The organism is Amycolatopsis bullii, from assembly GCF_014654205.1.
Taxonomy (GTDB): Bacteria; Actinomycetota; Actinomycetes; order Mycobacteriales; family Pseudonocardiaceae; genus Amycolatopsis; species Amycolatopsis plumensis.
Window position 1 is genome coordinate 62,369 of record NZ_BNAW01000039.1, and the last position, 23,793, is coordinate 86,161.

The 23,793-nt window shown below is 71.8% G+C and carries 24 protein-coding genes; 9 read left to right on the top strand and 15 right to left on the bottom strand.

Features of this window, described 5'->3' with window-relative positions; all coding sequences use genetic code 11:
* Nucleotides 1-7 precede the first annotated feature (7 nt).
* Both IE317_RS32190 and IE317_RS32195 read right to left on the bottom strand, forming a co-directional pair.
* The gene (locus IE317_RS32190) at nt 8-745 is read right to left on the bottom strand and encodes a zinc ribbon domain-containing protein (protein WP_191315129.1); all 738 of its coding nucleotides are present in this window, start codon (nt 743-745) and stop codon (nt 8-10) included.
* Nucleotides 746-755: 10 nt separating this feature from the next.
* A complete protein-coding gene (locus tag IE317_RS32195) occupies nt 756-1,577 on the bottom strand; it encodes a Nif3-like dinuclear metal center hexameric protein (RefSeq protein ID WP_191315130.1) in 822 nt (273 codons plus the stop codon).
* Between the two features lie 31 nt (nt 1,578-1,608).
* Here IE317_RS32195 and IE317_RS32200 point away from each other — a divergent pair, with 31 nt between their 5' ends.
* The 4 genes from IE317_RS32200 to IE317_RS32215 all read left to right on the top strand — a co-directional run bounded on the left by IE317_RS32200 (nt 1,609) and on the right by IE317_RS32215 (nt 4,490).
* Nucleotides 1,609-2,169, top strand: coding sequence for a chorismate mutase (locus tag IE317_RS32200; RefSeq protein WP_191315131.1), 561 nt, complete (start codon nt 1,609-1,611; stop codon nt 2,167-2,169).
* Between the two features lie 308 nt (nt 2,170-2,477).
* Complete coding sequence (locus tag IE317_RS32205) at nt 2,478-2,939, top strand: low molecular weight protein-tyrosine-phosphatase (protein WP_308443414.1); 462 nt, start codon at nt 2,478-2,480, stop codon at nt 2,937-2,939.
* A 49-nt stretch (nt 2,940-2,988) separates the two neighbouring features.
* Nucleotides 2,989-3,819, top strand: coding sequence for an SURF1 family cytochrome oxidase biogenesis protein (locus IE317_RS32210; RefSeq protein ID WP_191315133.1), 831 nt, complete (start codon nt 2,989-2,991; stop codon nt 3,817-3,819).
* Between the two features lie 50 nt (nt 3,820-3,869).
* Nucleotides 3,870-4,490 carry an FMN-binding negative transcriptional regulator gene (locus tag IE317_RS32215; RefSeq protein WP_191315134.1) on the top strand — a complete coding sequence of 207 codons (621 nt, stop codon included), beginning with the start codon at nt 3,870-3,872 and terminating at the stop codon, nt 4,488-4,490.
* Between the two features lie 38 nt (nt 4,491-4,528).
* Here the strand turns inward: IE317_RS32215 and IE317_RS32220 are convergent, their stop codons facing one another.
* Nucleotides 4,529-5,413: a cobalamin biosynthesis protein CobD/CbiB gene (locus IE317_RS32220; protein WP_191315135.1), complete on the bottom strand. Its 885-nt coding sequence runs from the start codon at nt 5,411-5,413 to the stop codon at nt 4,529-4,531.
* Between the two features lie 43 nt (nt 5,414-5,456).
* Nucleotides 5,457-6,161, bottom strand: coding sequence for a FadR/GntR family transcriptional regulator (locus tag IE317_RS32225; RefSeq protein WP_191315136.1), 705 nt, complete (start codon nt 6,159-6,161; stop codon nt 5,457-5,459).
* Between the two features lie 102 nt (nt 6,162-6,263).
* On the opposite strand from IE317_RS32225, the gene IE317_RS32230 reads away from it, so the two are divergent.
* The 4 genes from IE317_RS32230 to IE317_RS32245 all read left to right on the top strand — a co-directional run bounded on the left by IE317_RS32230 (nt 6,264) and on the right by IE317_RS32245 (nt 9,043).
* A complete protein-coding gene (locus IE317_RS32230; RefSeq protein ID WP_191315137.1) occupies nt 6,264-6,761 on the top strand; it encodes a gluconokinase in 498 nt (165 codons plus the stop codon).
* Nucleotides 6,758-8,125 carry a GntT/GntP/DsdX family permease gene (locus tag IE317_RS32235; protein ID WP_191315138.1) on the top strand — a complete coding sequence of 456 codons (1,368 nt, stop codon included), beginning with the start codon at nt 6,758-6,760 and terminating at the stop codon, nt 8,123-8,125. The genes IE317_RS32230 and IE317_RS32235 overlap by 4 nt, the downstream gene beginning before the upstream one ends.
* A gap of 85 nt (nt 8,126-8,210) precedes the next feature.
* Nucleotides 8,211-8,534, top strand: a complete 324-nt coding sequence (locus IE317_RS32240; protein WP_003092533.1) for an ArsR/SmtB family transcription factor — start codon at nt 8,211-8,213, stop codon at nt 8,532-8,534.
* Complete coding sequence (locus tag IE317_RS32245; RefSeq protein WP_191315139.1) at nt 8,531-9,043, top strand: SRPBCC domain-containing protein; 513 nt, start codon at nt 8,531-8,533, stop codon at nt 9,041-9,043. The genes IE317_RS32240 and IE317_RS32245 overlap by 4 nt, the downstream gene beginning before the upstream one ends.
* Before the next feature lie 55 nt (nt 9,044-9,098).
* Here the strand turns inward: IE317_RS32245 and IE317_RS32250 are convergent, their stop codons facing one another.
* Genes IE317_RS32250 through IE317_RS32275 form a run of 6 tightly spaced genes read right to left on the bottom strand, consistent with a single transcriptional unit; the run spans nt 9,099 to nt 15,786 of the window.
* Nucleotides 9,099-10,067, bottom strand: a complete 969-nt coding sequence (locus tag IE317_RS32250) for an N-acetylglucosamine kinase (RefSeq protein WP_191315140.1) — start codon at nt 10,065-10,067, stop codon at nt 9,099-9,101.
* Nucleotides 10,064-11,329: a 6-phospho-beta-glucosidase gene (locus IE317_RS32255; protein WP_191315141.1), complete on the bottom strand. Its 1,266-nt coding sequence runs from the start codon at nt 11,327-11,329 to the stop codon at nt 10,064-10,066. The genes IE317_RS32250 and IE317_RS32255 overlap by 4 nt, the downstream gene beginning before the upstream one ends.
* Nucleotides 11,326-12,216, bottom strand: coding sequence for a carbohydrate ABC transporter permease (locus tag IE317_RS32260; RefSeq protein WP_191315142.1), 891 nt, complete (start codon nt 12,214-12,216; stop codon nt 11,326-11,328). Before IE317_RS32260 ends, IE317_RS32255 begins: the two co-directional genes overlap by 4 nt.
* Nucleotides 12,213-13,208: a carbohydrate ABC transporter permease gene (locus IE317_RS32265; protein WP_191315143.1), complete on the bottom strand. Its 996-nt coding sequence runs from the start codon at nt 13,206-13,208 to the stop codon at nt 12,213-12,215. The genes IE317_RS32260 and IE317_RS32265 overlap by 4 nt, the downstream gene beginning before the upstream one ends.
* Nucleotides 13,205-14,563 (bottom strand): extracellular solute-binding protein, encoded by a 1,359-nt coding sequence (locus IE317_RS32270; protein WP_191315144.1) that lies wholly within the window; start codon nt 14,561-14,563, stop codon nt 13,205-13,207. Before IE317_RS32270 ends, IE317_RS32265 begins: the two co-directional genes overlap by 4 nt.
* Nucleotides 14,564-14,574: 11 nt before the next feature.
* A complete protein-coding gene (locus tag IE317_RS32275) occupies nt 14,575-15,786 on the bottom strand; it encodes an ROK family transcriptional regulator (RefSeq protein ID WP_191315154.1) in 1,212 nt (403 codons plus the stop codon).
* 185 nt (nt 15,787-15,971) lie between these two features.
* On the opposite strand from IE317_RS32275, the gene IE317_RS32280 reads away from it, so the two are divergent.
* Nucleotides 15,972-16,481, top strand: a complete 510-nt coding sequence (locus tag IE317_RS32280; RefSeq protein ID WP_229903033.1) for a hypothetical protein — start codon at nt 15,972-15,974, stop codon at nt 16,479-16,481.
* 63 nt (nt 16,482-16,544) lie between these two features.
* On the opposite strand, the gene nudC is transcribed toward IE317_RS32280, so the two are convergent.
* The 5 genes from nudC to IE317_RS32305 are packed head-to-tail and all read right to left on the bottom strand — an operon-like array spanning nt 16,545 to nt 23,522.
* Complete coding sequence (nudC, locus tag IE317_RS32285; RefSeq protein WP_191315145.1) at nt 16,545-17,561, bottom strand: NAD(+) diphosphatase; 1,017 nt, start codon at nt 17,559-17,561, stop codon at nt 16,545-16,547.
* On the bottom strand, nt 17,561-18,940 hold the full coding sequence (locus tag IE317_RS32290) for a M16 family metallopeptidase (protein ID WP_191315146.1): 1,380 nt from the start codon (nt 18,938-18,940) through the stop codon (nt 17,561-17,563). Before IE317_RS32290 ends, nudC begins: the two co-directional genes overlap by 1 nt.
* On the bottom strand, nt 18,937-20,229 hold the full coding sequence (locus IE317_RS32295; protein WP_191315147.1) for a M16 family metallopeptidase: 1,293 nt from the start codon (nt 20,227-20,229) through the stop codon (nt 18,937-18,939). Before IE317_RS32295 ends, IE317_RS32290 begins: the two co-directional genes overlap by 4 nt.
* A 9-nt stretch (nt 20,230-20,238) precedes the next feature.
* Complete coding sequence (locus IE317_RS32300) at nt 20,239-21,813, bottom strand: DUF2207 domain-containing protein (protein ID WP_191315148.1); 1,575 nt, start codon at nt 21,811-21,813, stop codon at nt 20,239-20,241.
* 2 nt (nt 21,814-21,815) lie between these two features.
* Nucleotides 21,816-23,522, bottom strand: a complete 1,707-nt coding sequence (locus IE317_RS32305; protein ID WP_191315156.1) for a DUF2207 family protein — start codon at nt 23,520-23,522, stop codon at nt 21,816-21,818.
* Nucleotides 23,523-23,793: the final 271 nt, after the last annotated feature.

Consider the following 23,793-nt stretch of genomic DNA (forward strand, 5'->3'; position numbering starts at 1 on the left):
TGCGAGGTCACAGACCCGACTCCAGGGTCCGGACCAGGATCGCGCCGCAGTTCTCGCACTGGATGACGTCGTCCTCCGGCGCGGCCTTGATTTCGTTGACGGTGTTGCGGTCGAGCTCGAGCTGGCAGGCACCGCAGCGGCGGGCCCGCAGCAGCGCGGCTCCGATGCCCTTGTGCTCGCGGACGCGCTCGTAGAGCTTGAGCAGCGGCTCCGGGAAGCGCGGCACCAGCTTCTCGCGGTCTTCGGCGCGCCGCGCGCGGGTGGTGTCGAGGTCCTTGAACGCCTCGTCGCGGCGGGCGATCGCGGCGGCGACCTCGGCCTCGGCCTTGTCGACCTCGGCGCCGGTGCGCTGCGCGTCCAGGCCGAGGGCCTCCCGCTGCTCCATCAGCTCCAGCAGGTCGTCTTCGAGCGCGCTCTGGCGGCGCTCCAGGGACTGCAGTTCGTGCTCGATGTCGGTCATCTGCTTCGAGCTGACCGAGCCCGACGCCAGGAGCTTGCGGTCGCGGTCCTCGCGGGCGCGCACCGACTCGATCTCCTTCTCCTGCCGGGCGATCTCGCGGTCGAGGTCGGAAGCGGCGGTCTCCACCGACACGAGCGCGTCGCGGCGCTCGCGGACGGTCTTCTCCCCCGCGTCGATCTCGGCCAGCTCGGGCAGGGTGCGGCGGCGGTGCGCGGTGCGCGAGAGCTCGGCGTCCACCTTGGCGAGCTCGAGCAACTGGCGCTGCACGGCGGGTTCGGCCTTCACGGTGCTCCTCTTAGCTAGATGTGCGCTCGGCGCGGACGGTCCACGGGTCGGTGCACCGCGTGGACACGTGAACGTCGACGTTACCCGCAAACGCCTGCGCCACGAGCGCCGAGGCTTGCCCGCACCAGGGCCACTCGCTGGCCCAGTGGGTCAGCCCGACCAGTGCGGGCACCGGGCCGCGGCCCGCGAGGTGCTCGCCGGCGGGGTGATGCCGCAGGTCCGCGGTGACGAAGGCGTCGACACGAGCCTCGGTGGCCTGCTTCAGGTAGGAGTCCCCGGCGCCGCCGGACACGGCGACGGTGCGGATCGGGCGGTCGGCGTCGCCCGCGCCGAGCACGCCGGGCACGGTCGCGGGCAGGGCGTCGGCGACGCGCTGCACGAAGGCCGCGAACGGCTCGGGCTCGGGCAGTTCGCCGATCCGGCCGATGCCGGTGACGCCGTCGGCTTTCGGCTCCAGGGGGCCGGTGACGCGGAGCCCGATCGCCTGGGCGAGTGCGTCCGAGACGCCGGGGTCGGCGGAGTCGGCGTTGGTGTGCGCGCAGTAGAGCGCGACGCCCTCGCGGATCATCCGGTGGACCAGCGCGCCCTTGGCGGTGTCGGCGGGCACGCCGTGCACACCGCGCAGCAGCAGCGGGTGGTGCGCGACGATCAGCTGCGCGCCGAGCTCGACGGCTTCGTCGACGGTCTCGGCGACCGGGTCGACGCAGAACAGCACGCGGCGCACGGGCTCGGCGGGGTCACCGCAGACGAGGCCGACGGCGTCCCACGACTCGGCGAGCGCCGGCGGATAGGCCCGTTCGAGCACGGAGATGACTTCGGAAATGGCGCGCACGCGGTGATTTTCGCATGTACCCTCGCGGGCCATGCGCCTTCGGTCCTTGCTCGGCACGGTGACGGCGGTGCTCGCCGCATCCGTGCTCTCCGCAGCGCCCGCATCGGCTTCGGAGTCGTTGTGGCGGCTCACCGACCTGGCGGCCCGGCGCGTCGCGATCGCCGACCAGGTGGCGGCGGCCAAGTACGGCACGCCGTCGCCGATCGACGACCCGGTGCGGGAGCAGCAGATCTACGACTCGGTGGCCTCGCGCGCCCCGGGCCTCGGCCTCGACCCGGCGGACGCGGTGCGGTTCTTCCGCGCCCAGATCGAGGCGAACAAGCTGGTGCAGCGCGGCCTCTACGCACGCTGGGACGCGCATCCCGCGGAGGCGCCCACGACCCGCCCGGACCTCGGGCAGATCCGCCCGGTGATCGACGGGCTGAACACGGGCCTGCTGACGGAGCTGGCGGCGACGACCGCCGTCCGTGCTTCGCGGTCGTGCCCGGTCCGGCAGCGGGTGGCGGCGGACGTGGCGGACCTCGTCCACCGGTTCGATGTCCTGCACGCGCAGGCTCTGGGCGAAGCGACGTCGGCGACCTGTTCGGATTAGGGGCGCCCCGGCGGCGGCGGGCCGCCGCGGCGCCGGGTCGGCTCAGTTGCAGTTGCCGCAGCAGCCGCAGCCCTGGCCGGTGCACTTCGAGCAGCACCCGTGCATGATCGCTCTCCTTCCGGTTCGCGTCCTCGCCCGATCGACGCTAAGTGCGCGCCGCGGGCCGCGGATACCGCCGAGCGGGCGGGTGACCGGGTGAACCGGCCGGTTACGCACCGGCCTCCCGCCGCGTGCGCCGAGCGGCATCACGCGTGATGGCCGCCCAGCGGGCGGGTGACCGGGTGAACCCGGCGGTTACGCTCGCGGGCGTGACGCACATCGTCTTCGTCTGCTCCGGCAACATCTGCCGCTCCCCGATGGCCGAGCTGGTGTTCCGGGCCCACCTCGCCGACGCCGGCCTCGACGACGCCGTCCGGGTGACGAGCGCGGGCACCGGCCCGTGGCACGCCGGGGAGCCCGCCGACAAGCGCGCCCGCGCGACGCTCAAGGCGCACGGCTACCCGACCACGCACGTCGCGTCCGAGGTGTCCGGCGAGGACCTGGCCGCCGATCTGCTGCTGGCCGCGGACGAGGGGCACCTCGAGTTCCTGCGGGCCCGGGTCGAGGACCCGGCGAAGGTGCGGTTGCTGCGGTCGTTCGACCCGTCGGCCCCCGAGGGTGCCGAGGTCCCGGACCCCTATTACGGCGGCGACGACGGCTTCGAAGACGTCCTCGGCATGATCGAGCGCGCGGTGCCCGGTTTGCTGGATTGGGTGCGTTCCCGGCGGTAGAGGTCACAGCCCGCGCGGGACGGCGGGTGGCACGGGCTACCGTGGTGGGGTGCGGTTGCGGTTCCTGCTCCGGCCCGGGTGGCTGGCTCTGACGGCGGTGGTGTTCACCTTCGCCATCTGCTGCTTCACGCTGCTCTCGCCGTGGCAGTTCAGCCGCAACAGCGAGCGCGAGCAGCAGAACGCCGCGCTGGAGACGTCGTTCACCGCCGCGCCGGTGCCGCTGGCGCAGCTGCTGCCGCCGGGGAGCGTGCCCGGTCAGCGCACCGAGTGGCACCTCGTCTCGATCACCGGCCGGTACCTGCCGGACAAGGAGGTCGTCGCGCGGCTGCGGACGGTCCAGGGCGAAGGCGCCTTCGAGGTGCTGACGCCGATGCGGACCACCGACGGCACGATCGTGCTGATCGACCGCGGCTACGTCCGGCTGGACAGCAAGTCGGCCGCGCTGCCGTTCGCGCCGCCGCCGCCCGGGACGGTCACGGTGACGGCCCGGGTGCGCGCGGACGAGACCGACCCGAAGAACCGCGACGCCTTCGCCGACGCCTCGACCGGCGGGCGGCTGCAGAGCTACGTCGTCGACTCCCGCGTGGTGGCGCGGGCGGCCGGGCTCGACATCCGGCCGGGCTACTTCCAGCTCGACGTCGGCCAGCCCGGCGTGCTCGGCGCGTTGCCGCTGCCGCAGACGGACTCGGGGCCGTTCCTGTCGTACGCGCTGCAGTGGATCGCGTTCGGCGCGATGGCGCTGCTCGGCTGGCTGTACTTCACGGTCCGCGAGCTGAAGCCCGGCGGGGCGCTGGACGCGTCCGCGGCCCCTTCGCGCCGGAAGTCCGTCGCGGAGATCCTCGCGGAGGACGAACTGGCTGAAAGTGGCCATCAGAAGTAGGCCGGAAATGGCCCTGTGGTGAGGCCACTTGCGGTCGTGATACTCGGGCCATGTTGATCCACCCGTGGGACGCGTCCGCCTCCGACCTGGAGTGGCGCGAATGGCTGTCCAGCCGCGACTTCGGCCAGCTGATCGCCGGCGGCCGCGGCCGCGACCTCCCGGTGGTGACCCCGGCGCACTTCGCGTTCGACGGCGACCGGACGATCGTCACCCACCTGGCCCGGCCGAACCCGATCTGGCCGCTGCTGGAGGAGCACCCGCGAGCCCTGGTGACGGTGATCGGCGACTACACGTACATCCGCGCGGACTGGAACGCGACGGCGGACCCGGCGTACGGCGTGCCGACGTCGTACTACGCGACGGTGCAGCTCGAGGGGGACGTGCGGCTGGTCGACGATCCGGAGGAGAAGGCGGAGCTGCTGGACAGGCAACTCCGGCACTTCGAGCCGGACGGGGCCCGGGCGCCGGTAAGCGCGGCCCGGGACGCGCCGGATCGGCGGTTGCTGCCGGGGATTCGCGGGATCGAGTTCACGATCACGGGGGTTCGGGCGAAGTTCAAGTTCGGCGGGAACCGGTCGGCGGAGGACCGGGAGCGGATCGGGGCGCGGCTGGCGGAGCGGGGTGGGCCGTTGGACGAGGAGGCTTTGGCCCAGCTGCGGCGGCGAGGCTGAGGGGGCAAACTCCCCGTTCCCCGGCGCACCCGCAAGCGTCAGCGGCGCCCGAACCCCAGAACCACCGCAACCACCACCGAGGTCGCCCCCGCCAGCCAGCCCACCACCCGGGACAGCTCCACCGCGCGCGTCACGTGTCCGGCGTCCGGGTTCCGGCCCACGCCCAGCACCGGCAGCTCCAGCACCCCGTGCGGGTACACCGTCCGGCCGCCGACGCGGATTTCCAGTGCTCCGGCGAATGCTGCCTCCACGCGGCCCGCGTTCGGGCTCGGGTGGGCGATCGTGTCGCGGTGCCACGCCCGCCACGCGCCGCCCGCCGAGCCGCCGACCACCGGGGCCGCCACCACCGTCAGCGCCGCCGCCACGCGGGTGGGCAGCAGGTGGACCAGCTCGTCCGCGCGGTCCACCGCCCAGTGGCCGCGGCGGCCCGCGCGTGATCGGCGCAGCAAGCTCACCGCCCGCGCTCCCAGCAGCCCCGGCACGCCCGCCAGCGCTCCCCACACCAGCGGGGCCACCACCGCATCCGACGTGTTCTCCGCCAGCGTTTCCACCGAAGCGCGGGACAGCGCGATCGCGCTCAGGCCGTCCGCCACCCGGGGGTCCAGTTCGGACAGTGTGGTGCGCGCCGGCTCGAAGCGGCACTCCTCCAGGTCGCGGGCCAGTTCCGTGCCCTGCTGGGCCAGGCCCGCCGCACCGAGGACGGCCCACGTCGTCACCGCCGTCGCCGAGGCCTGCAGCAGGGGGCGGCCCCGGCTCGATCGCTCCAGCAGCGCCCCGCCGGCCACCGCCGCGGCGGCGGCCAGGACGCCCGAACGGAGCGGGAGCCTGCGGAACGCCGTCACCGGGAGGCGGCGGCGGGGGTCGCCGAGGGCGCCGTCGGCCGCCACGCCCAACACCAGTCCGATCGCGCGCGCCGCGCTCACCCGTGCCCCCCGGCGGAAAGAAAGTCGGTTTCCGTGCGCGAGGTTACTCGGCCTCGGGAGCGCCCTCCGCCACCAGGGCGGCGATCTCGTCCCGCGCCTGGACGACGATGTCGCGCATCGCCCGCTCCGCCCGGTCCGCGTCCCCGGCGGCCACCGCCGCGGCCACCGCCACGTGCAGCGCCACCGCCTCGGGCTGCGGCTCCGGCGGCATCAGGCCGTGCCCGGTGCGCCCGGTGAGCACCTCCGCGACGACCTCCGACAGCTGCCCGAACATCGGGTTGCGGGACGCGGTCAGCAGCAGGTCGTGGAAGGCGATGTCGAACCCGAGGAACGCCGAGAGGTCGCGGGCCCGGGCCGTCCGCGCCAGCCGCTCCCCCAGCGCACCCAGACGGCCGCGCTCCTCCGGCGTCGCGCGCAAGGCCGCGTACCGCGCCGCGCACGGCTCGATCGCCGACCGGAGCTCGTTCAGCGTCGCCAGCGCCGCCGGGCGGGCCGGGCCGTCGAGCTGCCAGCGGATCAGGCGCGGGTCGTAGTGGTTCCACTCCGCCGGCTCGCGGACGATCACCCCGACCCGGCGCTTGCTGCTGGTCAGCTGCATCGTCTCCAGCACGCGGACGACTTCGCGGGCCACGGTCCGCGAAGCACCGAAGCGTTCTTGAAGGTCTTCCGAGCGCAGCACGGTGCCCGGGACCAGGGATCCGTTCGCGATCGCCGCGCCGAGGGCATCCAGGACCTGCTCGTGTCTCACCCGATCAACTTAACCGTCTGATTCGATTAAGTAGTACTTCATCTTGAATAAGTAGTACTTTTGAGTTTCACTCACCTGGGCACAACGAAGTGGGAGGTGCGGATGACCGTCATCGTGGTGATGGGGGTGTCAGGCTCCGGGAAGACGACGATCGGCACGGCGCTCGCCGTGGCCCTGGGCGTCGAGTACGCGGAAGCGGACACGTTCCATCCGAAGGCCAACATCGACAAGATGACCGCCGGCACGGCGCTGACGGACGAAGACCGCGCACCCTGGCTCGAAGCCATCGCCGGCTGGATCCGCGAGCACCAGGCCACCGGCGGCGTCGTGACGTCGTCCGCGCTCAAGCGCCGGTACCGCGACGTCCTGCGCACCGGCGGCGACGTCTGGTTCGTCCACCTGCAGGTCGACCGCGCGCAGCTGGCCGAGCGGATGAAGACCCGGAAGGGCCACTTCATGCCGGTGTCGCTGCTGGACTCGCAGCTCGCCGACCTCGAACCGCTCGAGCCGGACGAGGCCGGCGTCGTCCTCGACAACTCCAGCGGCACTCCGGAAGAGGTCACCGAAGCCGCCCTGACCGCCTTCCGGGAGCACGCGTGAACGCCGTCCTCGCCGCCGGCTGGACCGGCCACGACACGCGCCTGATCATCGCGGCCGTCGTCGCGATCGCCGTCATCGTCGTGCTGATCACGAAGGTGAAGCTGCACCCCTTTCTGTCGCTGACGATCGGCTCGCTCGTGCTCGGCCTGACCGCCGGGATGCCGATCACCGACGTGATCAAGAAGTTCTCCGCCGGCGTCGGCAGCACGGTGGCGTCCGTCGGCATCCTGATCGCCCTCGGCGCGATGCTCGGCAAGCTGCTGGCCGACTCCGGCGGCGCCGACCAGATCGTCGACACCGTGCTCGGCAAGGCCCGCGGCGCGGCGCTGCCGTGGGCGATGGCACTCGTCGCCGCGCTGATCGGGCTGCCGATGTTCTTCGAGATCGGGCTCGTCATGCTGATCCCGGTGGTGCTGCTGGCGGTCAAGCGCACCGGAAAACCGTTGATGCTGCTGGGAATTCCCGCCGTCGCCGGGCTTTCGGTGCTGCACGGGCTCGTCCCGCCGCACCCCGGCCCGCTCGCCGCGGCCGGCGCGCTCAACGCGAACGTCGGCGTGACGCTGGCGTTCGGCCTGCTGGTCGGCATCCCGACGCTGGTCATCGCGGGCCCGCTGTTCGGCAAGGTCGCGGCGCGGCTGGTGCCGGACGCCGTAGCCCCCGAACGGCTGATCCCGGAACGCGCCGACACGGACAAGCCGCGCCCGAGCTTCGCCGCGACACTCACCACGGTGCTGCTGCCGGTCGTGCTGATGCTGGCGAAAGCGCTGTCGGACATCCTGCTGGCCAAGGACAACCAAGCCCGCAAGATCTTCGACTTCGTCGGCGACCCGTTGATCGCGCTGCTCGCGGCGGTCCTGGCCGGCATGGTGCTGCTCGGCCGCCCGGCCGGGCTGGGCCGGGAGAAGCTGTCCACTGTGGTCGGTGACTCGCTCGGCCCGATCGCCGGGATCATCCTGATCGTCGGCGCGGGCGGCGGCTTCAAGCAGACCCTGGTCGACGCCGGTGTCGGGGACGTCATCACCGGCCTGGCCAAGGACGCGCACCTCTCGCCGCTGCTGCTCGGCTGGCTGGTCGCGGTGGCGATCCGGCTGGCGACGGGCTCGGCCACGGTCGCGACCGTCTCGGCGGCGGGCATCGTGGCGCCGCTGGCCGCGGGCATGGACCCGTCGCAGAGCGCACTGCTGGTGCTGGCGATCGGCGCCGGGTCGCTGTTCTTCTCGCACGTCAACGACGCCGGGTTCTGGCTGGTCAAGGAGTACTTCGGGCTCTCGGTCGGCCAGACGCTGAAGAGCTGGTCGGTGATGGAGACGCTCATCTCGGTGGTCGCCATCGCGCTGATCCTCCCACTGTCACTGCTCGTCTAGCCGGGAACGAAGGCCGTCACCCGCCGCGGGTGGCGGCCTTCTTCGCACGTTGACATGTGACCTTTTGGTCACCTATCTTGGGCAGGTGCCCGACGACGACCTGGTGTTCAAGGCGCTGGCGGATCCGACCCGCCGGTTCCTGCTCGACCTGCTCTTCGAGCGTGACGGCCGCACGCTCACCGAGCTGGAGACCCAGGTGGAGATGACCCGCTTCGGCGTCATGAAACACCTGAAGCTGCTGGAAGAAGCCGGGCTCGTCGTCGCACGCAAGGAAGGCCGCGAGAAGCGGCACTTCCTCAACCCCGTCCCGATCCGCCAGATCCATGACCGGTGGATCGACAAGTACACCGAGCGGCACGTCACCGCGCTCCTCGACCTCAAGAACGAGCTGGAAGGCGAAGAACCATGACCGACACCGTGCAGGTCTACCGCGTCTACATCAAGGCGTCGCCGGAACGCATCTGGGACGCCATCACGAAGCCCGAGTGGACGGCGAAGTACGGCTACACCGGGCTGGTCGACTTCGACCTGCGCCCGGGCGGCAAGCACCGCACGCGCCCGACGCAGGCGTTCATCGACGCCGGGATGACCGGCGACCTCGTCGACGGCGAGGTCCTGGAAGTCGACCCGCCGCGGAAGCTGGTGCTCACCTGGAAGCTGCTGATGGCGCCCGGGGACGTGAGCGAGGAGCCCTACACGACGCTCACCTACGAGATCGAGGAGTCCAAGACCGCCGGCACCCGGCTGACCGTGACCCACGACGTCACCGGCGCGCCCACCATCGCCGGGATGGTCAGCGGCGCCTACGAGCGGCTCGACGCGCCGCCGAACGAGAACGCGGGCGGCGGCTGGCCCTGGATCCTCTCCGACCTCAAGTCCCTGCTGGAGACCGGAGACACCATCGTCCCGGCGCCGTGAGGGGGTCTGGCGGGGTCTGTCCCGCGCCGCTTCGGGACAGACCCCGCCAGAGTTTTCAGACGCGCTGGGTCGCCGCCTTCAAAGCCGCCTTCGCGGCCTCGGAAGCGCCCAGCGTGTCGAGTCCGAACAACGCCGCGCCCACCACCGGGTTCACGTCGACGACGCGGACCACCGCGCGCGGCGCCACCTTCAGGCACCGCTTCTCGATCTCCGCGATCACCGGCGTGCCGACACCGGTCAGCACGCCGCCGCCGAGCACGATCTCCGGGGCGTCCTCGGTGAGGTCCAGCTCGCGGAGGATCACCGCGGCGAACACGCTGACCTCCTCGACGAACCGCGTCACGATGTCCTGCGCGACCTCGTCCCCGGCCGCCGCGACCTCGAACAGCAGCGGGCACAGGCCGTGGATCGACACGGGGTCGATTTCCTCGAAGTGCAGGCCCTGCACGACGTCCAGCAGCGTCGGCTTCCCGAAGTAGGCCGCCACCGCCGGCATCAGCGCGGTGCGCGGACCGCGACCGTCTTCGGCGCGCACGGCCCACCACAGGGCCTCTTCGCCGAGCCGGTAGCCGCCGCCCCAGTCGCCGGAGATCTTGCCCAGCGCGGGAAAGCGGTGCACGCGGCCGTCCGGGCCGACGCCGGCGCCGTTGATCCCGGCGCCGCACACGACCGCGACCCCCACCCCCGCGCTGCCCGCCCGCAGCAGCGCGAGGGTGTCGTTGCCGACGGTCAGGGTGTCGCTCCAGCCGCGGGCCGCGAGAGCCGCGTGCAGCGCCTCTTCCTCCCGGGGGAAGTCGAGCCCGGCCAGGTACGCGGAGGTGTGCACGGCGAACGGCTTGTCCCCGAAGTTCGGATACGCCTCCAGCACCAGTTCTTCCAGCGCCGCAACACAGGCCGCGACGCCGATGTTCTGCGGCGACGCGCCGGGGCCGCGGGACTTGCCCAGCACCACGCCGTCTTCCGAGATCACCAGGACCTCGGTCTTGCTGTTGCCGCCGTCGATCGCGATGACTGCAGGCTTCATCCGCGGGCCCAGGGCAGGTACTCGCGGTTGATCTGCACCAGCGAATCGGCCAGCGTGTCGGCCTTCGAGTACTGGCCGACCAGCGGGTGTGCGAGCAACGCGTCGGCCACGCGGTCGCGGCCGCCCTTCAGCGCCGCTTCCAAAGCCAGGAACTCGTAGGACGTCGTCGCCGCGATGAGCCCGGCGAACCGCTGCTCGACCGGCGGCTGCGGGATCGGCGTCGCCCCCTTCGAGTCCACAACGGACCGTGCCTCGATGACGGCGTCGTCCGGGAGGAACGGGAAGGTGCCGTCGTTGCGGACGTTCACCACGTGCTCCTCGGCCGGGCCGCCCGCGGTCAGCGCGTGCACCAGCTGCACGGCCGCCTCCGAGTAGTACGCCCCGCCGCGCTTTTCGAGGGACTCCGGCTTGGTGTTCTGGTCCGGGTCCAGGTAGATCTTCAGCAGCTCTTCCTCGACGTCGGAGACGACGTCCGCGCGCGGCCGCTCGGTGCGCTGCTTGGTGACCTGTTCGTCGTGCGCGTAGAAGTACTTCAGGTAGTACGACGGCACGACGTTCATCCGCCGCAGCCACTTCTCCGGCACGCTCACCTCGTTCGACAGGTAGTCGAGGTGCTGGTCCAGCAGCTCCGGCAGCCGGTCGACGCCGTCGACGAGCGCGCCGCGCTCCCAGCTCAGGTGGTTGAGCCCGGTGTGGACGAGCTTGACGTCGTCCGCGCCGACCCCGAGCAGGCGCCCGAACTGCCGCTGCAGGTTGATGGCGACATTGCACAGCCCGACCGCGCGGTGCCCCTCGTTGAGCAGGGCCCTCGTGACGATGCCGACCGGGTTGGTGAAGTTGACGATCCACGTGTCGTCACCGGCGATCTTGCGGACGCGGTCGGCGATGTCCAGGACCACCGGGACCGTGCGCAGCGCCTTCGCCAGGCCGCCCGCGCCGGTCGTCTCCTGGCCGACGCAGCCGCAGGCGTGCGGGAACGTCTCGTCGGAGCGCCGCGCCCGCTGGCCGCCGACGCGCAGCTGGATCAGCACCGCGGAAGCGCCGTCGACGCCCTCCTCCAGCGACTGCGTGGTCTTGATCCGCGCCGGGTGGCCGGCGTGGTCGAGCAGCCGCTGGCTGAACCCGCCGACCGCCTCCACGCGGTAGGCGTCCGGGTCGACCAGCACGATCTCGTCGACGTCCAAAGTGGACCGGCGGCCGGCGATCCCGTCGATCAGCTCCGGCGTGTAGGTGGACCCGCCACCGACGACTGCCAGCTTCATCCCTTGACCCCCGTGAATGTGATGCCCTTGACGAACGACTTCTGCGCGAACACGAACAGCACGATCACCGGCGCCATGATCAGCGCGGTCGCCGCCATCGTCATGTTCCACTCGACGTGGTGCATGCCGCGGAAGGAGGCGATGGCCAGCGAAAGCGGCCAGTGGTCCTGGTTCTCGCCGGTGTAGAGCAGCGGCCCGAAGTAGTCGTTCCAGGTGAACAGGAAGCAGAACATGGCGGTGGCCGCGATCCCGGGCTTGGCCATCGGGATGAGCACGCGGTACATCGCCTGGAACTCGTTGCAGCCGTCAATCTTCGCCGCTTCGAGGTAGTCCTTCGGGATGGTGAGGAAGAACTGCCGGAGCAGGAAGATCGAGAACGCGTCGAAGAAGAAGTACGGCACGATCAGCGGCACCAGCGTGCCGGTGAGGCCCATCCGGACCCACAGGTCGTACAGCGGCACGACGGTGACCTGCGGCGGCAGCAGCATCGCCGCCACGGTCAGCATGAAGAACAGGTTCTGCCCGCGCCACTTGAGCTTCGCCAGCGCGTACGCCGCTGGGATCGCCGAAAGCAGTGCCCCCGCCGTGGCCAGGGCCGAATACAGCAGGCTGTTGCCGAAGTATTCGAGCAGCGGCGCCTTCTGGAACACCTTGACGAAGTTCTCGAAGTGCCATTCGCTCGGCCACAGGCTCGCCGTCATCGCCTGGTCGCTCTTCATCACCGCGGTGAGGAAGACGAACAGGATCGGCAGCATGAAGATCACGCCGAGCGCGATCCCGATCGCGTGCGTGGCGATGAAGGACAGCCGCTTGTCCCAGTTCCGCTTGAACTTGGTCCTCGGCGGCACGCCCGCCGCTCTCTGCGGCGCTTCGGCCAACGCGGTCATGCCCCCTCCTCCTGGTGCTGGGACTTCCGCAGCTGCCGCACGAGAATCCACGTGAAGCCCGACGACACGATGAACAGCAGCACCGCCATCGCCGCCGCGTAGCCCATGTTGAAGTAACGGAAACCCTGGACGTACAGCCAGATCGGGTAGGTCAGCGTCGAGTTCTGCGGTGCCCCGATGAGTTTCGAGTTGCCGGCGACGTCGGCGGTGCCCGCACTGGCGGACGACGCCACGATCGCCTGGGTGAAGAACTGCAGCGCGTAGATGATCGAGTTGACCACGCCGAACAGCAGCACCGGCGAGATCGACGGCAGCGTGACGTGCCAAAACCGGCGGACCGGGCCGGCGCCGTCGAGTTCGGCGGCTTCGTACTGCTCGCTGGGGACGTCCAGCAGCGCGGCCAGGATGATGATCATCAGCTCGCCGGAGCCCCACAGCGCCAGCAGCGTCAGCGCGGGCTTCGACATCTCCGGGCTGTTGAACCACAGGCCGCCGTCGATGCCGACGAGCCGCAGGAACCGGTTGACCGGCCCGAACTCCGGGTTGAACACGAAGACGAACGCCAGGGTGGCGGCCGCGGGCGGGGCGAGGGTCGGCAGGTAGCAGAGCGTCCGGACCAGGCCGACGCCCGACTTGAGCCGCGCGATCACCGACGCGATGCCGAGGGAGAACACCACGCGGCAGACCGTCAGGACGACCACCAGCCACAGCGTGTTGTACGCGGCCGTGCCCACCAGGGGCTCGGTGGTGAACATCCGGATGTAGTTGTCGAAGCCGATGAATTCCGGCGGGTTGATCAGGTCGTAGCGGGTGAAGGAGTAGTAGACCGTGGCGATCAGCGGGTAGCCGAAGAAGATCAGGAACCCGATGAACGCCGGGGCCATGAAGAACAGGACGGTCCGGCGGCGCTTGGCCCGGCGGGCCCCCGCCCGCGCCTGGCTCGGCGCGGACGGGGTTCCCTGGGTTTTCACAGGCACAGCGGTGGAGGTCATCCGCCCGCGCCCTTCTGCTTCAGCTCGTCGTCGATCTGCGCGTCGACCTTCTGCAGGCCCGCGGTCAGGTCGGGCACCGAGCCGGCCTGCCACTTCTCGGCGAAGTCGTTGACCGCCTTGAGGTGCGCGTCGCCGATCGGGGTGGTCTGGTTGGCGACCAGCTTGCCGCTGTCGTAGATGTCGAGGAACGTCTTGAACTGCGGCTGCAGGTCCAGCTTCGGCGAGGTCAGCGATGCCTTGGTGCTGGGCACGTTCTTCAGGCCGTTGGCCATGTCCACCAGCGTGTCGGTGTCCAGGGTGACCTGCTTGACGAGCTCCCACGCGGCGCCGGGGTTCTTGGCGCCCTTGGGGATGGCGATGATGGTGCCGGTGGTGAAGCCGCCGCCGTAGTGGTCGGCCATGCTGTCGAGCACCGGGGCGGGCGCGGTCCCGTAGTTGACGTCGGGCGCCTGGTCCTTGAGGAACGCGGTGCGGAACTCGCCGTCGTAGATCATCGCCAGCTTCTTCTTGTGGAAGCCGTGGTCGGCGGAGTACTCGTCGCCGAGGCCGGCCTTGAACTGCTCGACCTTGTCGTGGCCGCCGTAGAAGTCGATCAGCTGCTTCTGGAACTCGAACATCGCCTTCCAGCCGGGGTTGGTGGCGAGGTCGGACTTGCCGTCCGGGCCGAGGAAGGGCGCGCCGAAGTTCGGCGCCCAGTACTGGGCCTGGTTGGCGTAGAACGGCATCGAGGGCAGGAAGCCGGCGACCTTGATCGAGCCGTCCGGGTTGAACTCGGTCAGCTTCTTGGTCGCCTCGAACAGCTCCGACGTGGTCTTCGGCGGCGAGCTGATGCCCTTCGCCGCGAACATGTCCTTGTTGTAGTAGAGCCCGTAGACGTCGGCGAGCATCGGCATCGCGCACCGCTTGCCCTGGTACTCGGTGTAGTTGCGGACCGCGTCCGGGATCTGGGTCAGGTCGATCTTGTCGCGCTCGATGTAGGGCTTGAGGTCCTGGAAGCTGCCGGTGGAGCACCAGGCACCGAGGTTGTCGGTGTAGAACGAGATCGCGACGTCGGGTGGGTTGCCGCCGCGGATCGACTGGGTGAGCTTGTCGTCGTCCTGGTTGCCCTCGTGCTTGATCTCGATGTTCGGGAACTTCGCCTTGAGCTTGTTGAGGCCCGCGGTGACCACGCCGTACTCGCGGTCGGTGAACTTGGAGTACACGGTGATCGTGAGCTTGTCGTCCTTGCCGGGTGCGGCCGCGGCGTCCTTCGTGGACGGTGCGGCGGCGCCGGAACAGGCGCTGGTCAGCAGGACGGACGCCGCGGCGGCGGCCACCAGCAGGGCGCCACGGCGGGTCCGGGTGGTCGGGGGCATGGCCCTCCTCCTCATCGGTTGGGGCTGGTCGGTCGGGGACGGGTGCTGTCGCCCTCGGGCCTGCGCGACCCGAGGAGCGTGGGGGTGACGACGCCGAAGACGTCCTCACGGGTGGTGGCGAGCGCCGACTGCAGCGCGCCCGCGCGAACGGCGTTGCCCTGCACCGAAGCGCAGCCGACGGGCGTGCGCGGCAGGACGAGTTCGTGCAGCTTCTCCTGCACGAGCGCGGCGAACTCCTCGCCACCGGCCCGGCTGGTGTCGCCGCAGAGGAGCACGAGCTGCGGGTCGGCGACGGCGACGAGGTTCGCGACGCCCCCGGCGACCCGCTTGGCGAGATCGTGCCGGAAGGGATGGTCCGGTCCGGTCTTCGCCACGGCGTCCCAGGCGGTATCGGCCTGGATGCCGTGGGCGGCGGCGAGCCGGCAGATGGCGGGCGAGTCGACCAGGTTGCCGAACCGGGCGCCGGCCGCGGGCCAGACGTCCCCGGTGTCCACAGTGGCCGGATCGGGCACGCGCATCCAGTCGATCTCGCCACCGCCGCCGGTGGCGCCGCGCAGCAGCCGCCGCCCGATCACGACGGCACCGCCGACACCCTCGGACAGCCAGACCATGACGAAGTCGTCGACGTCCTGGGCCATCCCGACGGTCATCTCCTCGACGGCGACGAGGTTGACGTCGTTCTCGATGAGGACGTCGACCCCGAGTTCGTCGCTGAGCTTCTGCGGGACGTCGAAGCCGAGCCAGCCGGGGATGTGCGGCGCGGAGGAGAGCAGGCCGGTCCGCGGATCGAACGCCCCCTGCGCGCCGATCACGACGTGGGCCAGGTCTTCTCGTTCGATCCCGGCTTCTTCGGCGACCTTTTGGAGGGCTTCGCCGAAGGTCCCGACGACGTCGGCCCCGGCGTGCACGGGCAGCGGGGTGCGGTACTCGGCGAGCACGACCCCGGCCACATCCGCGACGACGAAGTCCGCAACGTGCGGCGTGAGATCGACGGCGGCGACGAAGGCGAGGCCGCCGTTGGCCGCCCAGAGCTGGGCGCGGGGTCCCCGGCCGCCCCCTCGTACGCCGGCTTTCGTGACGAGGTTGTCCAGCTCGAGCCGGGTGAGCAGCTGCGCGGTGGCGGGTTTGGACAGCCCGATGGCGAGCTCGAGTTCGGCCCGCGTGAGCGGACCCTCCCGCAGGAGGACCTCGATGGCGGCGCGATCGTTGATCTCGCGCAGCATCCGCGGGCTACCGGCTCGCACTCGTTCCTCCGGACTTAATTAGGATACTTTACAGACGGTTTCCGGGGACTGTAGTGAGCCGGGGCACAGCCGTCAACGGTCTGGTGAAACGGGCAGGTAACGCTTGGGGGTGTTGGACCAGGTGGACGGCGTACCGGTGAACGAGTTGCGCCGACCTTCGGTGGATGGTCGGCGGATTTCGGCTTGCGGCGGCGGGCATGCTGGTCGTTGTGGACGTCGTGGCGCAGCGGGTGCGAACCACCTGGACCAAGCGGTCCCGTGGTGGCCCGTCGGCCGCGGTGCGCAACCGGGTGCCGATCGCGTTCCCGCTGCCTCCGGGTGTGGAGCTCCACGAGGTGGATGTCGACGAGTCGACCGGCTTCTCGCCGCGGTTCGCGGCGCGGCCGCTGGGTGAGCTGGACGGTGTCGTGCTCCGTGAAGCGGACGGCGTGCTGTCGGTGCTGGTCACGCCATCGCCGTGGGGGATGCCGAAGCGGAACCGGCCGCGCTCGCCGGTCCGGCTGGAACGGGGCGAGTGGCTGCGCTGGCAGATCAACCAGCGCTTCGGCCCGGCCTGCTCGTGCGGCGGCGACTGGAGCTACCGGCTGGAGACGCTGAACCTGGCGTACGGAGGCCGGGCGGACTTCACGGGCAAGCCGACCCGCTCGGTCACCGAACTCGGCGACTTGCGCTGAACATCCCGGCAACGAGAACGGCCCCGGCGGGAAGCCGGGGCCGTTGCGACCTGTGGCGAGCGGTTACTCCTCCGCGTCCGCCCAGGCCTTGAGCATCACGCGGGCGATCGACGAGTTCCCCGGCAGGATGATCTCCGCCGCCCCCTCGGCGATCGGGGTCGGCTTCGATCCCTCGGCGCGAGAGCTGTTCTCGAACGCCGCGCGCACCTCCGCCCGCGACACCCACAGCGCCTCTTCGATCTCCCCGTCCGCCGGTATCAGCGGCAGCGACCGGTCCGCCCGGGCCGTGAACCCCAGCATGATCGACCGCGGGAACGGCCACGGCTGGCTCCCGAGGTACCGCACGTCCGAGACGACCGCGCCGACCTCCTCGCGGATCTCCCGGACCACGCACGCCTCGAGGGACTCCCCCGCCTCGACGAACCCCGCCAGCACCGAATACCGCCCCGCCGGCCAGATCGGCTGGCGGGCCAGCAGGACGTGCGACCCGTTGACTCCCTCCAGCGAGTGGACCAGGCAGATCACCGCCGGGTCCGTGCGGGGGTACTCCTCGCGGCCACACCCCGTGCACTTGCTCGCCCAGCCGAACTGGATCAGCTCCGTCGCGCTTCCGCACCGCGTGCAGAACTTCGCCTGACGCCGCCAGAAGCGCAACGCCTGGGCCGTCGTGAACAGGCCGGCCGACGTGTCGTCGAGGAGGTCTCCGTAGCCGCGCAGCTCGACCCAGACCTCGCCGTCCGCGCGGGGGACCTCCTCCACGAAACCCCAGCTGCCCGCCATCTTGACCGTGTCCGCCGAACCCGATGGGCCGCCCGGCAGCGACCAGTAGTCGACGTCCTGCCACTCGCCGAGGAACACCGCGTCCGCGGGCGGCGCCGCACCGAAGTCGATCGCCTTCCGGAACGCCAGTGCCGAGGCGCCCTCGGCGACCGGGGTGCGCCCGGCGTCGTCCAGGAGGACGACCCGGGCGTCGGCCCAGCGCGACACCAGCCGCGCGGGGTGGGTGCGCAAGTCCTCCTGTCGGTCCACTGTGGACCGGGACAGGGTCGGCAGCGCACCGAGGGTGAACGGGACGGACATCAGGCCGGCTCGCCCACGACGACGTCGCCGAGCGCCAGCAGCTTGCGCTCCAGCACCGCCGCGTCGCCGACCACCACGCCGGTGAACCGCTTGGGCGCGAAGTACTTCAGCGCCGCCTCGGCCACCTCGTCAGCGGTCACCGCGGCCACCCGCGCCGGGTGCTCGTTCAGCCACTCCAGGCCCAGCCCGGTCGAAGCCAGCGCCAGCACCTGCCCGGCCAGCCCGGACTGCGACGACGTCGAGGTCAGCAGCGAGCCGATCGCGTACTGCCGCACCGACTCCAGCTCGTCGCCGGACGGCGGGACCTGGCCGAGGCGGCCCAGCTCGTAGCGGGTCTCCAGCAGCGCCGGGGCCGTCGCGTCGGTCGCGGTGTCCGCGTCGACGTTGACCACCGCCGTGCCGTCGGTGAACTCGAAGCCGGAGTGCGCGGAGTACGTGTACCCCTTGTTCTCGCGGATGTTCTCCACCAGCCGCGACGAGAAGTACCCGCCGTAGGCCAGGTTCGCCAGCTGCAGCGCCGCGTACCCCGGGTCGGTGCGCGGAATCGTCTGCGCCGACAGCCGGATCTGCGACTGCACCGCACCCGCGCGCGGCACCAGCAGGACGTTCGGCCCGGTCAGGTCCGGCAGCGGCGGCAGCCGGACGGCGGAGCGGTCCGACGCCCAGTCGCCGAGCACCTTCTCGAGGTCCCCGACCACGCCGGCCGGGTCGAGGTCGCCGACCAGCACCATGACCGACCCCCGCGGCAGCACCGACGCCTGGTGCAGCGCCCGCACCTGCTCGGGTGTCACGACCGCGACGTCTTCGGCGCGCGGGACCTCGCGCGTGGCCGGGTGGTCGCCGTAGCGGTGCTTCTGCAGCGCCTCCCGCGCGATCGTGCGCGGCTGCGTGCGCGAGACGGCGATCCGCTCGACGAGCCGCTCCTTCTCGCGCGCGATCTCCTCGTCGGCGTAGGTCGCCCCGGTGAGGACGTCGCCGAGGACGTCGAGGAACGTCGGCAGCTTGTCGGCCAGCGCGGACCCGGTGAGCACCAGGCGCTCCGGGTCGACGCCGGCGCCGATGTCGCCGCCGATGAGGGCCAGCTCGGCGTCGATCTCGATGCGGTTGCGGCGGGCCGTGCCGGTCAGGATCGTCTCGGCGAGCACCTCGGCCGTGGCCGGGTGCAGCGCGTCGTCGCCCGCGAACGGGATCCACAGCCGCGCCTCGACCATCGGCACGGTCGCCTTGCGCACGGCCAGCACGCGCAGGCCGTTGCTCAACACGGTGTCCACATGGGACAGGTCGGCGGCGGCCCGCTGCTCGCCGAGCGGCGGCAGCGGCCGCGGCCCCCGCGCGGTGCGGCCGATCTCCTCCGCGCTGCGGTGCGTTGCTGAAGTCACTGCTCGTTGTTCCCTTCCGAAGCGGGCTTGACCACCAGCACGGCGCGCGCGTCCGGGCGCAGCGCCTTCGCCGCCGCCGACACGGCCTCCGCGGTGACGGCGGACATCCGGTCCGCGAGCCGGTACACCAGCGACGCGTCGCCGTAGAGCAGCTCGAACGAGCCGAGGGCCAGGGTCCGGGAGACCAGCCTGTCGTGCTCCGAGTGCAGGCTCGCCGTCCAGCGGGCGGTGACCTTGCGCAGCTCTTCCTCGCTCGGCGGGGTTTCGGCGAGCTTCTCGAGCTCGTCGTCGAGCGCGGCGAGCACGCGCTCGCGGGGCACCTCGTGCGGGTGGATCAGGGTGATGGTGAACGTGTCCGGGTCACGGGCCTCGAACGGGCCGAACAGCCCGGCACCGGCCCCGATGTCGACGACCAGCGGCTCCTTGTGCACCAGCCGCTGCTGCAGGCGCGAGCCGTCGCCGTCGGTGAGCACGCCGGCCAGCACGAGGTAGGCCAGGTAGCTGTCGACGTCGTTGATCGGGTCCGGCATGCGGTAGCCGATGCCGAGCGCGGGCAGCGGGGCGTGCGCGTCTTCGATCTCGCCGCGCAGCTCGGTGGTCGGGAGCGGCTCGGCGAACGACGGCCGCTGCGGCGCCGGCCGGTGCGGGACGTCGCCGAAGTGGTCCTCGATCAGCTTCTTCGCGTTGTCGACCTCGAAGTCGCCCGCCACCGTGAGCACGGCGTTCGCCGGCGAGTAGTAGGTGTCGAAGAAGGCCGCGCAGTCGTCGACCGTGGCGCTCTCGAGGTCCTCGAAGCCGCCGTAGCCGTTGTGCGCGTTGGGGAACGTCGAGTACAGCACCGGCGGCAGGGTGATCCACGGGAACCCGCCGTACGGCCGGTTCAGCACGTTGAGCCGGATCTCCTCCTTGACGACGTCGATCTGGTTCGCCAGGTTCTCCGCCGTCAGCTTGGGCGCGCGCATGCGGTCGGCTTCGAGGAACAGCGCCCGCTCGAGCGCGGCGCTCGGGAGCACCTCGAAGTAGTCGGTGTAGTCCGGGTGGGTGGACCCGTTGAAGGTCCCGCCGCTGGACTGCACGTGCCGGAAGTGCGCGAGTTTCTCCAGGCTCTCGGAGCCCTGGAACATCAGGTGCTCGAAGAGGTGCGCGAAACCGGTGCGCCCCTCCGGCTCGGAGCGGAAACCCACGTCGTAGTGCACGCTGACGCCGACCACCGGCGCGGTCGCGTCGGGGGCGAGAACCACGCGCAGACCGTTGTCGAGGGTGTATCGGACGAGCTCGGGATCGGCCATGGCCCCACCCTACGACGACCCCGCGGTTCCCGGCGTCCCGGCTCGTGAGTGGGAAACAGTGTTCTGACCCTGTTTCCCGCTCACGAGGTCCTGGAGGTGGGCGCGGCGGGCGGCGGCGAACGTGCCCGCGAGTGCCGTCGCGAAGGATCCGGCCTGGTCAGGGGTGATTTCGCCGGCGTGCCAGTAGACCGGCGGCGGGTGCTTGAGGGCGTCGAACGCGGCCACCCAGGGGCCCAGTTCGCCCAGAGCGAGCGCGTACGGCAGGCCGCGGGAGAAGACCAGCTCGCGCTGCGGCTTGTCCAGGTCCTTGACCCGGATCTCGGCGATGCCGAGGAGCCGGCGTGCGACGTCGTCGCCCGCTCGGCGGCGCGCGGGCAGGGCCGCCGACGTCACGGCGGTGGCGACCCCGGCCAGCGCGAGGATGACGCCGAGCTGGGCGTAGCCGACGGTCAAGGCCAGCAGGACGGTGAGGAACACGCCGTAGCAGAAGATCCGGATCCCGGCCCGGCGGAGCCGCCGCGTCGCGAGCCAGCCGCGCCGGGCGACGTCGGCGGCCAGCTCGGTGCGGGGGACCTCGACGTGCCGCTGCCGCAGTGCGGCGAGGGTCACCGGCTCGTCCGGCACGACGGCCTCGTACACCGCACGTTCGAAGGCGGTCAGGTGCTCGTCGGGCGGGTTGCGCCGGGCCAGCGTGGGGCCGTCGCTCACCCAGAGGTAGTTGCGGACGGCGAGGTCCAGCACGGTCGCGGCCAGGTCGAGCGGCCCGGCCCGCCCGTGCAGGAGGAGGCCGGTGTGACCCGGCAGCACCCCTTCCGGCGACGCGAACTCCCCCGTCGCCTTCACGGGAAAGTGACGACCTGGGGGCACTTTCACGTGAAAGTGCCCCCTGCGGGCGAAGAGGACCCAGGCCGTCAGGAGCAGCAGGAGGGCGCCGAAGGCCGCCCAGGCCCAGGCGACCGGGGCGGTGAGCACGAAGGCGCCGGCGATCGTCTTCGCCGGGACCAGGACCTCGTTGGCGGGGACCGTGCCCGCGGGCAGCTCGACGGTCGCCGTCATCCGCTGCCCCGCGGCGAGGTTCTGCTGGCCGAACCGGGTCAGCCCGGCGTGGTCGATCTGCGCGGCCGCGCAGGGGAGGTCGCCGACGAGGCAGTCGACGGCGGTCGGAATCTTCGGCGCGGCGAAGGAGGCGCGGAGGAACTTCAGCTCGGCGGTCCAGCCGCCGGCCAGCTCCCAGGTGACCCGGTCGCCGGCCACCGCACCGTCCACTGTGTACCGGACGATCGACGTGCCGGGGGTGAGGTGGACGGTGAACACGTCGTGGTCCACGCTCGCCGTCCCGTTGCCTTCGAGGACGACGTCGCGGACGCCGTAGACGCGGTCGCGGTGGTGGGGCGCCGGGACCCGCAGGGCGACCCGGCGGTCCATGGCGGCGCCGTCGGGGACCGAGATCGCTTCGACGACCGACAGCGAGCCGTCGCGCTGGACCTTGAGCTGGATCTCGGCGCTCTGGGGCACGGTGGGCAGCGGCGGCTGGTCCGCGGGGCCGGCGGCCAGTGCGAGCGCCAGGACTGCCCCGGCGAGCACGGTCAGCGGGCCGCGGCGGCGGTGAGGACGCCGTCGAGCGCGGTCAGGAAGGACGGGAAGTGTGCGCCGAACCGGCGCAGGTCGGATTCGGCCTCCATGCCGCCGTACCAGTACAGCCCGGCCGAGCCGTCGGCCGACGGGTTGAGCGCGGCGAAGGCGCCGAGCCAGCGTTCCGTGTCGCCCAGGACGACCGCGTACGGCAGCGAGCGGGAGAACACGAGTTCGCGGTCGGCGGGCGGGATGTCCTCGGCCTTCGCGGTGTGCAGGTAGCCGAGCAGGCCACGGACCTGGCCCACCAGCGCCCGGCCGCGGGCGGTGCGGGACGGCAGCAGCGCGGCCACCGCGACGACGGCGAGCCCGGCCAGCGCCACGGCGACGCCGAGCAGCGCGTACCCCGCGGTGAAGGTGAGCACGGCGGTGGCGACCAGGCCGAGCGTGAAAATCCCGGCACCGAGCCAGGTCAGCCGGCCGCGGGCGGTGTCCGGGCGGCGGGAGAACCAGCGCTTGCTGACGACGTCGGCGTACATCGCGTCGCTGATCCGGCGCAGGTCGAGCCCGCCGCGGGCGCGCAGCTGCGACACGAGCACGCTGTCGGTGCCCGGCGGCAGCAGCGTTTCGCAGACGGCGCGCTCGAAGTCGTGGAGGTGCTCGTCCGGCGGGTTGCGGCGGGCGATCTGCCAGTCGGGGCCCGGGACTTCGGCCAGCCACAGGTAGTTGCGGACGGCGAGGTCGACGACGGTGGCGCTGATGTCGACGACGTCGACGGTCTCGTCGACGACCGTGCCGACCTGGCCGGGCAGCACGCCGTCGGGGCTGGCGAAGAAGACGCGGCCGCCGTCGCGCAGGAGGACCTCGACCGGACCGGTGGCGGTGTGCAGTGCCCCGGCGTCCTGCCTGCGGCGGCGCCAGACGAAAAGGGCGGCGGCGACGAGGAAGGCGAACAGGACGGCGAAGGCGATCCCGGTGAGCGGCGTCAGGGCGAAGGCAGTGGCGAACAGGCCGACGGCGGCGAACTTGGCGTTCGCCGGGGTGGTGCCCGCGGGCAGGCCGACGAGGAGGTCGACGCGGTCGCCGGGGCGGACGTCGTTCTGCTCGAGGCGCACGACGCCGGTGTGGTCGAGCTCGGCGAGGGTGCAGCGCTGGCTCGAGCCGACCGGGCCGGCGAAACAGTCCACAGGGGACAGCTGGGTGCTCGGGGCGAGCAGCGAGGCCGTGAGCTTGGCCAGCGGGCGGTCGAAGCCGCTCGCGACCTGCCAGCGGGCCTGCTGGCGGCCGTTCTGGTCGGCGATGGCGCCGTCGACGGTGAACGTGGCGCTGCCGGCGCCGGCGGGGAAGGTGAGGACGAGCTGGTCGCCGGTGAGCTCGGCCGTGGCGCCTTCGGCGTGGACGTCGCGGACGGCGAAGACGCGGTCCTGGTCGTCGCTCGCCGGGACCTTGAGGGGGACGCGCGAGACGAGCTGCTGGCCGCCGGGGACGGTGACGTGCTCGGTGACGGAGAGGCTGCCGTCGCGCAGGACCTTGAGGGCGACGTCGGCGGTGGCCCCCTCGGGCGGCCGGACGCCCTGCCCGGTGAGCAGCTGGGGTTTCTTGGACTGGTCGTCGGGCAGGTTCGGCAGGACGGGCCCGGCCGACGGCCCCTGCGCGGCGGCCGGCCCGGCGGCGCCCAGCACGGCCGCGACGGCGACCGCGGCGGCGGCCCCCCATTTCATCGACACAGCACCACACCCTAGAGCACTCGATCTATGCTGACGCCCGGAACGGCGCGATCACCGCAGGTACGCCGCTTCCGACGGGGAAAACGCACGGGGGGTTCCACTCGATGACGCACGGCCCGCAGGGTCCCGGGGTTGGTCCTGGTCCGCACGACCCGCGGCGGCCGGTGCCGCCACCGGGAGCGCGGCCGCTGCCGCCGCCGGGAGTGCGGCCGCTGCCGGGGCAAGGCGGCCCGCCGAGCCGGTTCGGTGCGCCGGGGCAGCAGCC

Coding starts and splice junctions, on each gene's coding strand:
- IE317_RS32200 (WP_191315131.1), top strand. CDS start 1,609: ATGCGCCTTCGGTCCTTGCTCGGCACGGTGACGGCGGTGCTCGCCGCA.
- IE317_RS32215 (WP_191315134.1), top strand. CDS start 3,870: ATGTTGATCCACCCGTGGGACGCGTCCGCCTCCGACCTGGAGTGGCGC.
- IE317_RS32230 (WP_191315137.1), top strand. CDS start 6,264: ATGACCGTCATCGTGGTGATGGGGGTGTCAGGCTCCGGGAAGACGACG.
- IE317_RS32245 (WP_191315139.1), top strand. CDS start 8,531: ATGACCGACACCGTGCAGGTCTACCGCGTCTACATCAAGGCGTCGCCG.
- IE317_RS32250 (WP_191315140.1), bottom strand. CDS start 10,067: ATGAAGCCTGCAGTCATCGCGATCGACGGCGGCAACAGCAAGACCGAG.
- IE317_RS32255 (WP_191315141.1), bottom strand. CDS start 11,329: ATGAAGCTGGCAGTCGTCGGTGGCGGGTCCACCTACACGCCGGAGCTG.
- IE317_RS32260 (WP_191315142.1), bottom strand. CDS start 12,216: ATGACCGCGTTGGCCGAAGCGCCGCAGAGAGCGGCGGGCGTGCCGCCG.
- IE317_RS32265 (WP_191315143.1), bottom strand. CDS start 13,208: ATGACCTCCACCGCTGTGCCTGTGAAAACCCAGGGAACCCCGTCCGCG.
- IE317_RS32270 (WP_191315144.1), bottom strand. CDS start 14,563: ATGCCCCCGACCACCCGGACCCGCCGTGGCGCCCTGCTGGTGGCCGCC.
- IE317_RS32275 (WP_191315154.1), bottom strand. CDS start 15,786: ATGCTGCGCGAGATCAACGATCGCGCCGCCATCGAGGTCCTCCTGCGG.
- IE317_RS32280 (WP_229903033.1), top strand. CDS start 15,972: ATGGTCGGCGGATTTCGGCTTGCGGCGGCGGGCATGCTGGTCGTTGTG.
- nudC (WP_191315145.1), bottom strand. CDS start 17,561: ATGTCCGTCCCGTTCACCCTCGGTGCGCTGCCGACCCTGTCCCGGTCC.
- IE317_RS32295 (WP_191315147.1), bottom strand. CDS start 20,229: ATGGCCGATCCCGAGCTCGTCCGATACACCCTCGACAACGGTCTGCGC.
- IE317_RS32305 (WP_191315156.1), bottom strand. CDS start 23,522: ATGAAATGGGGGGCCGCCGCCGCGGTCGCCGTCGCGGCCGTGCTGGGC.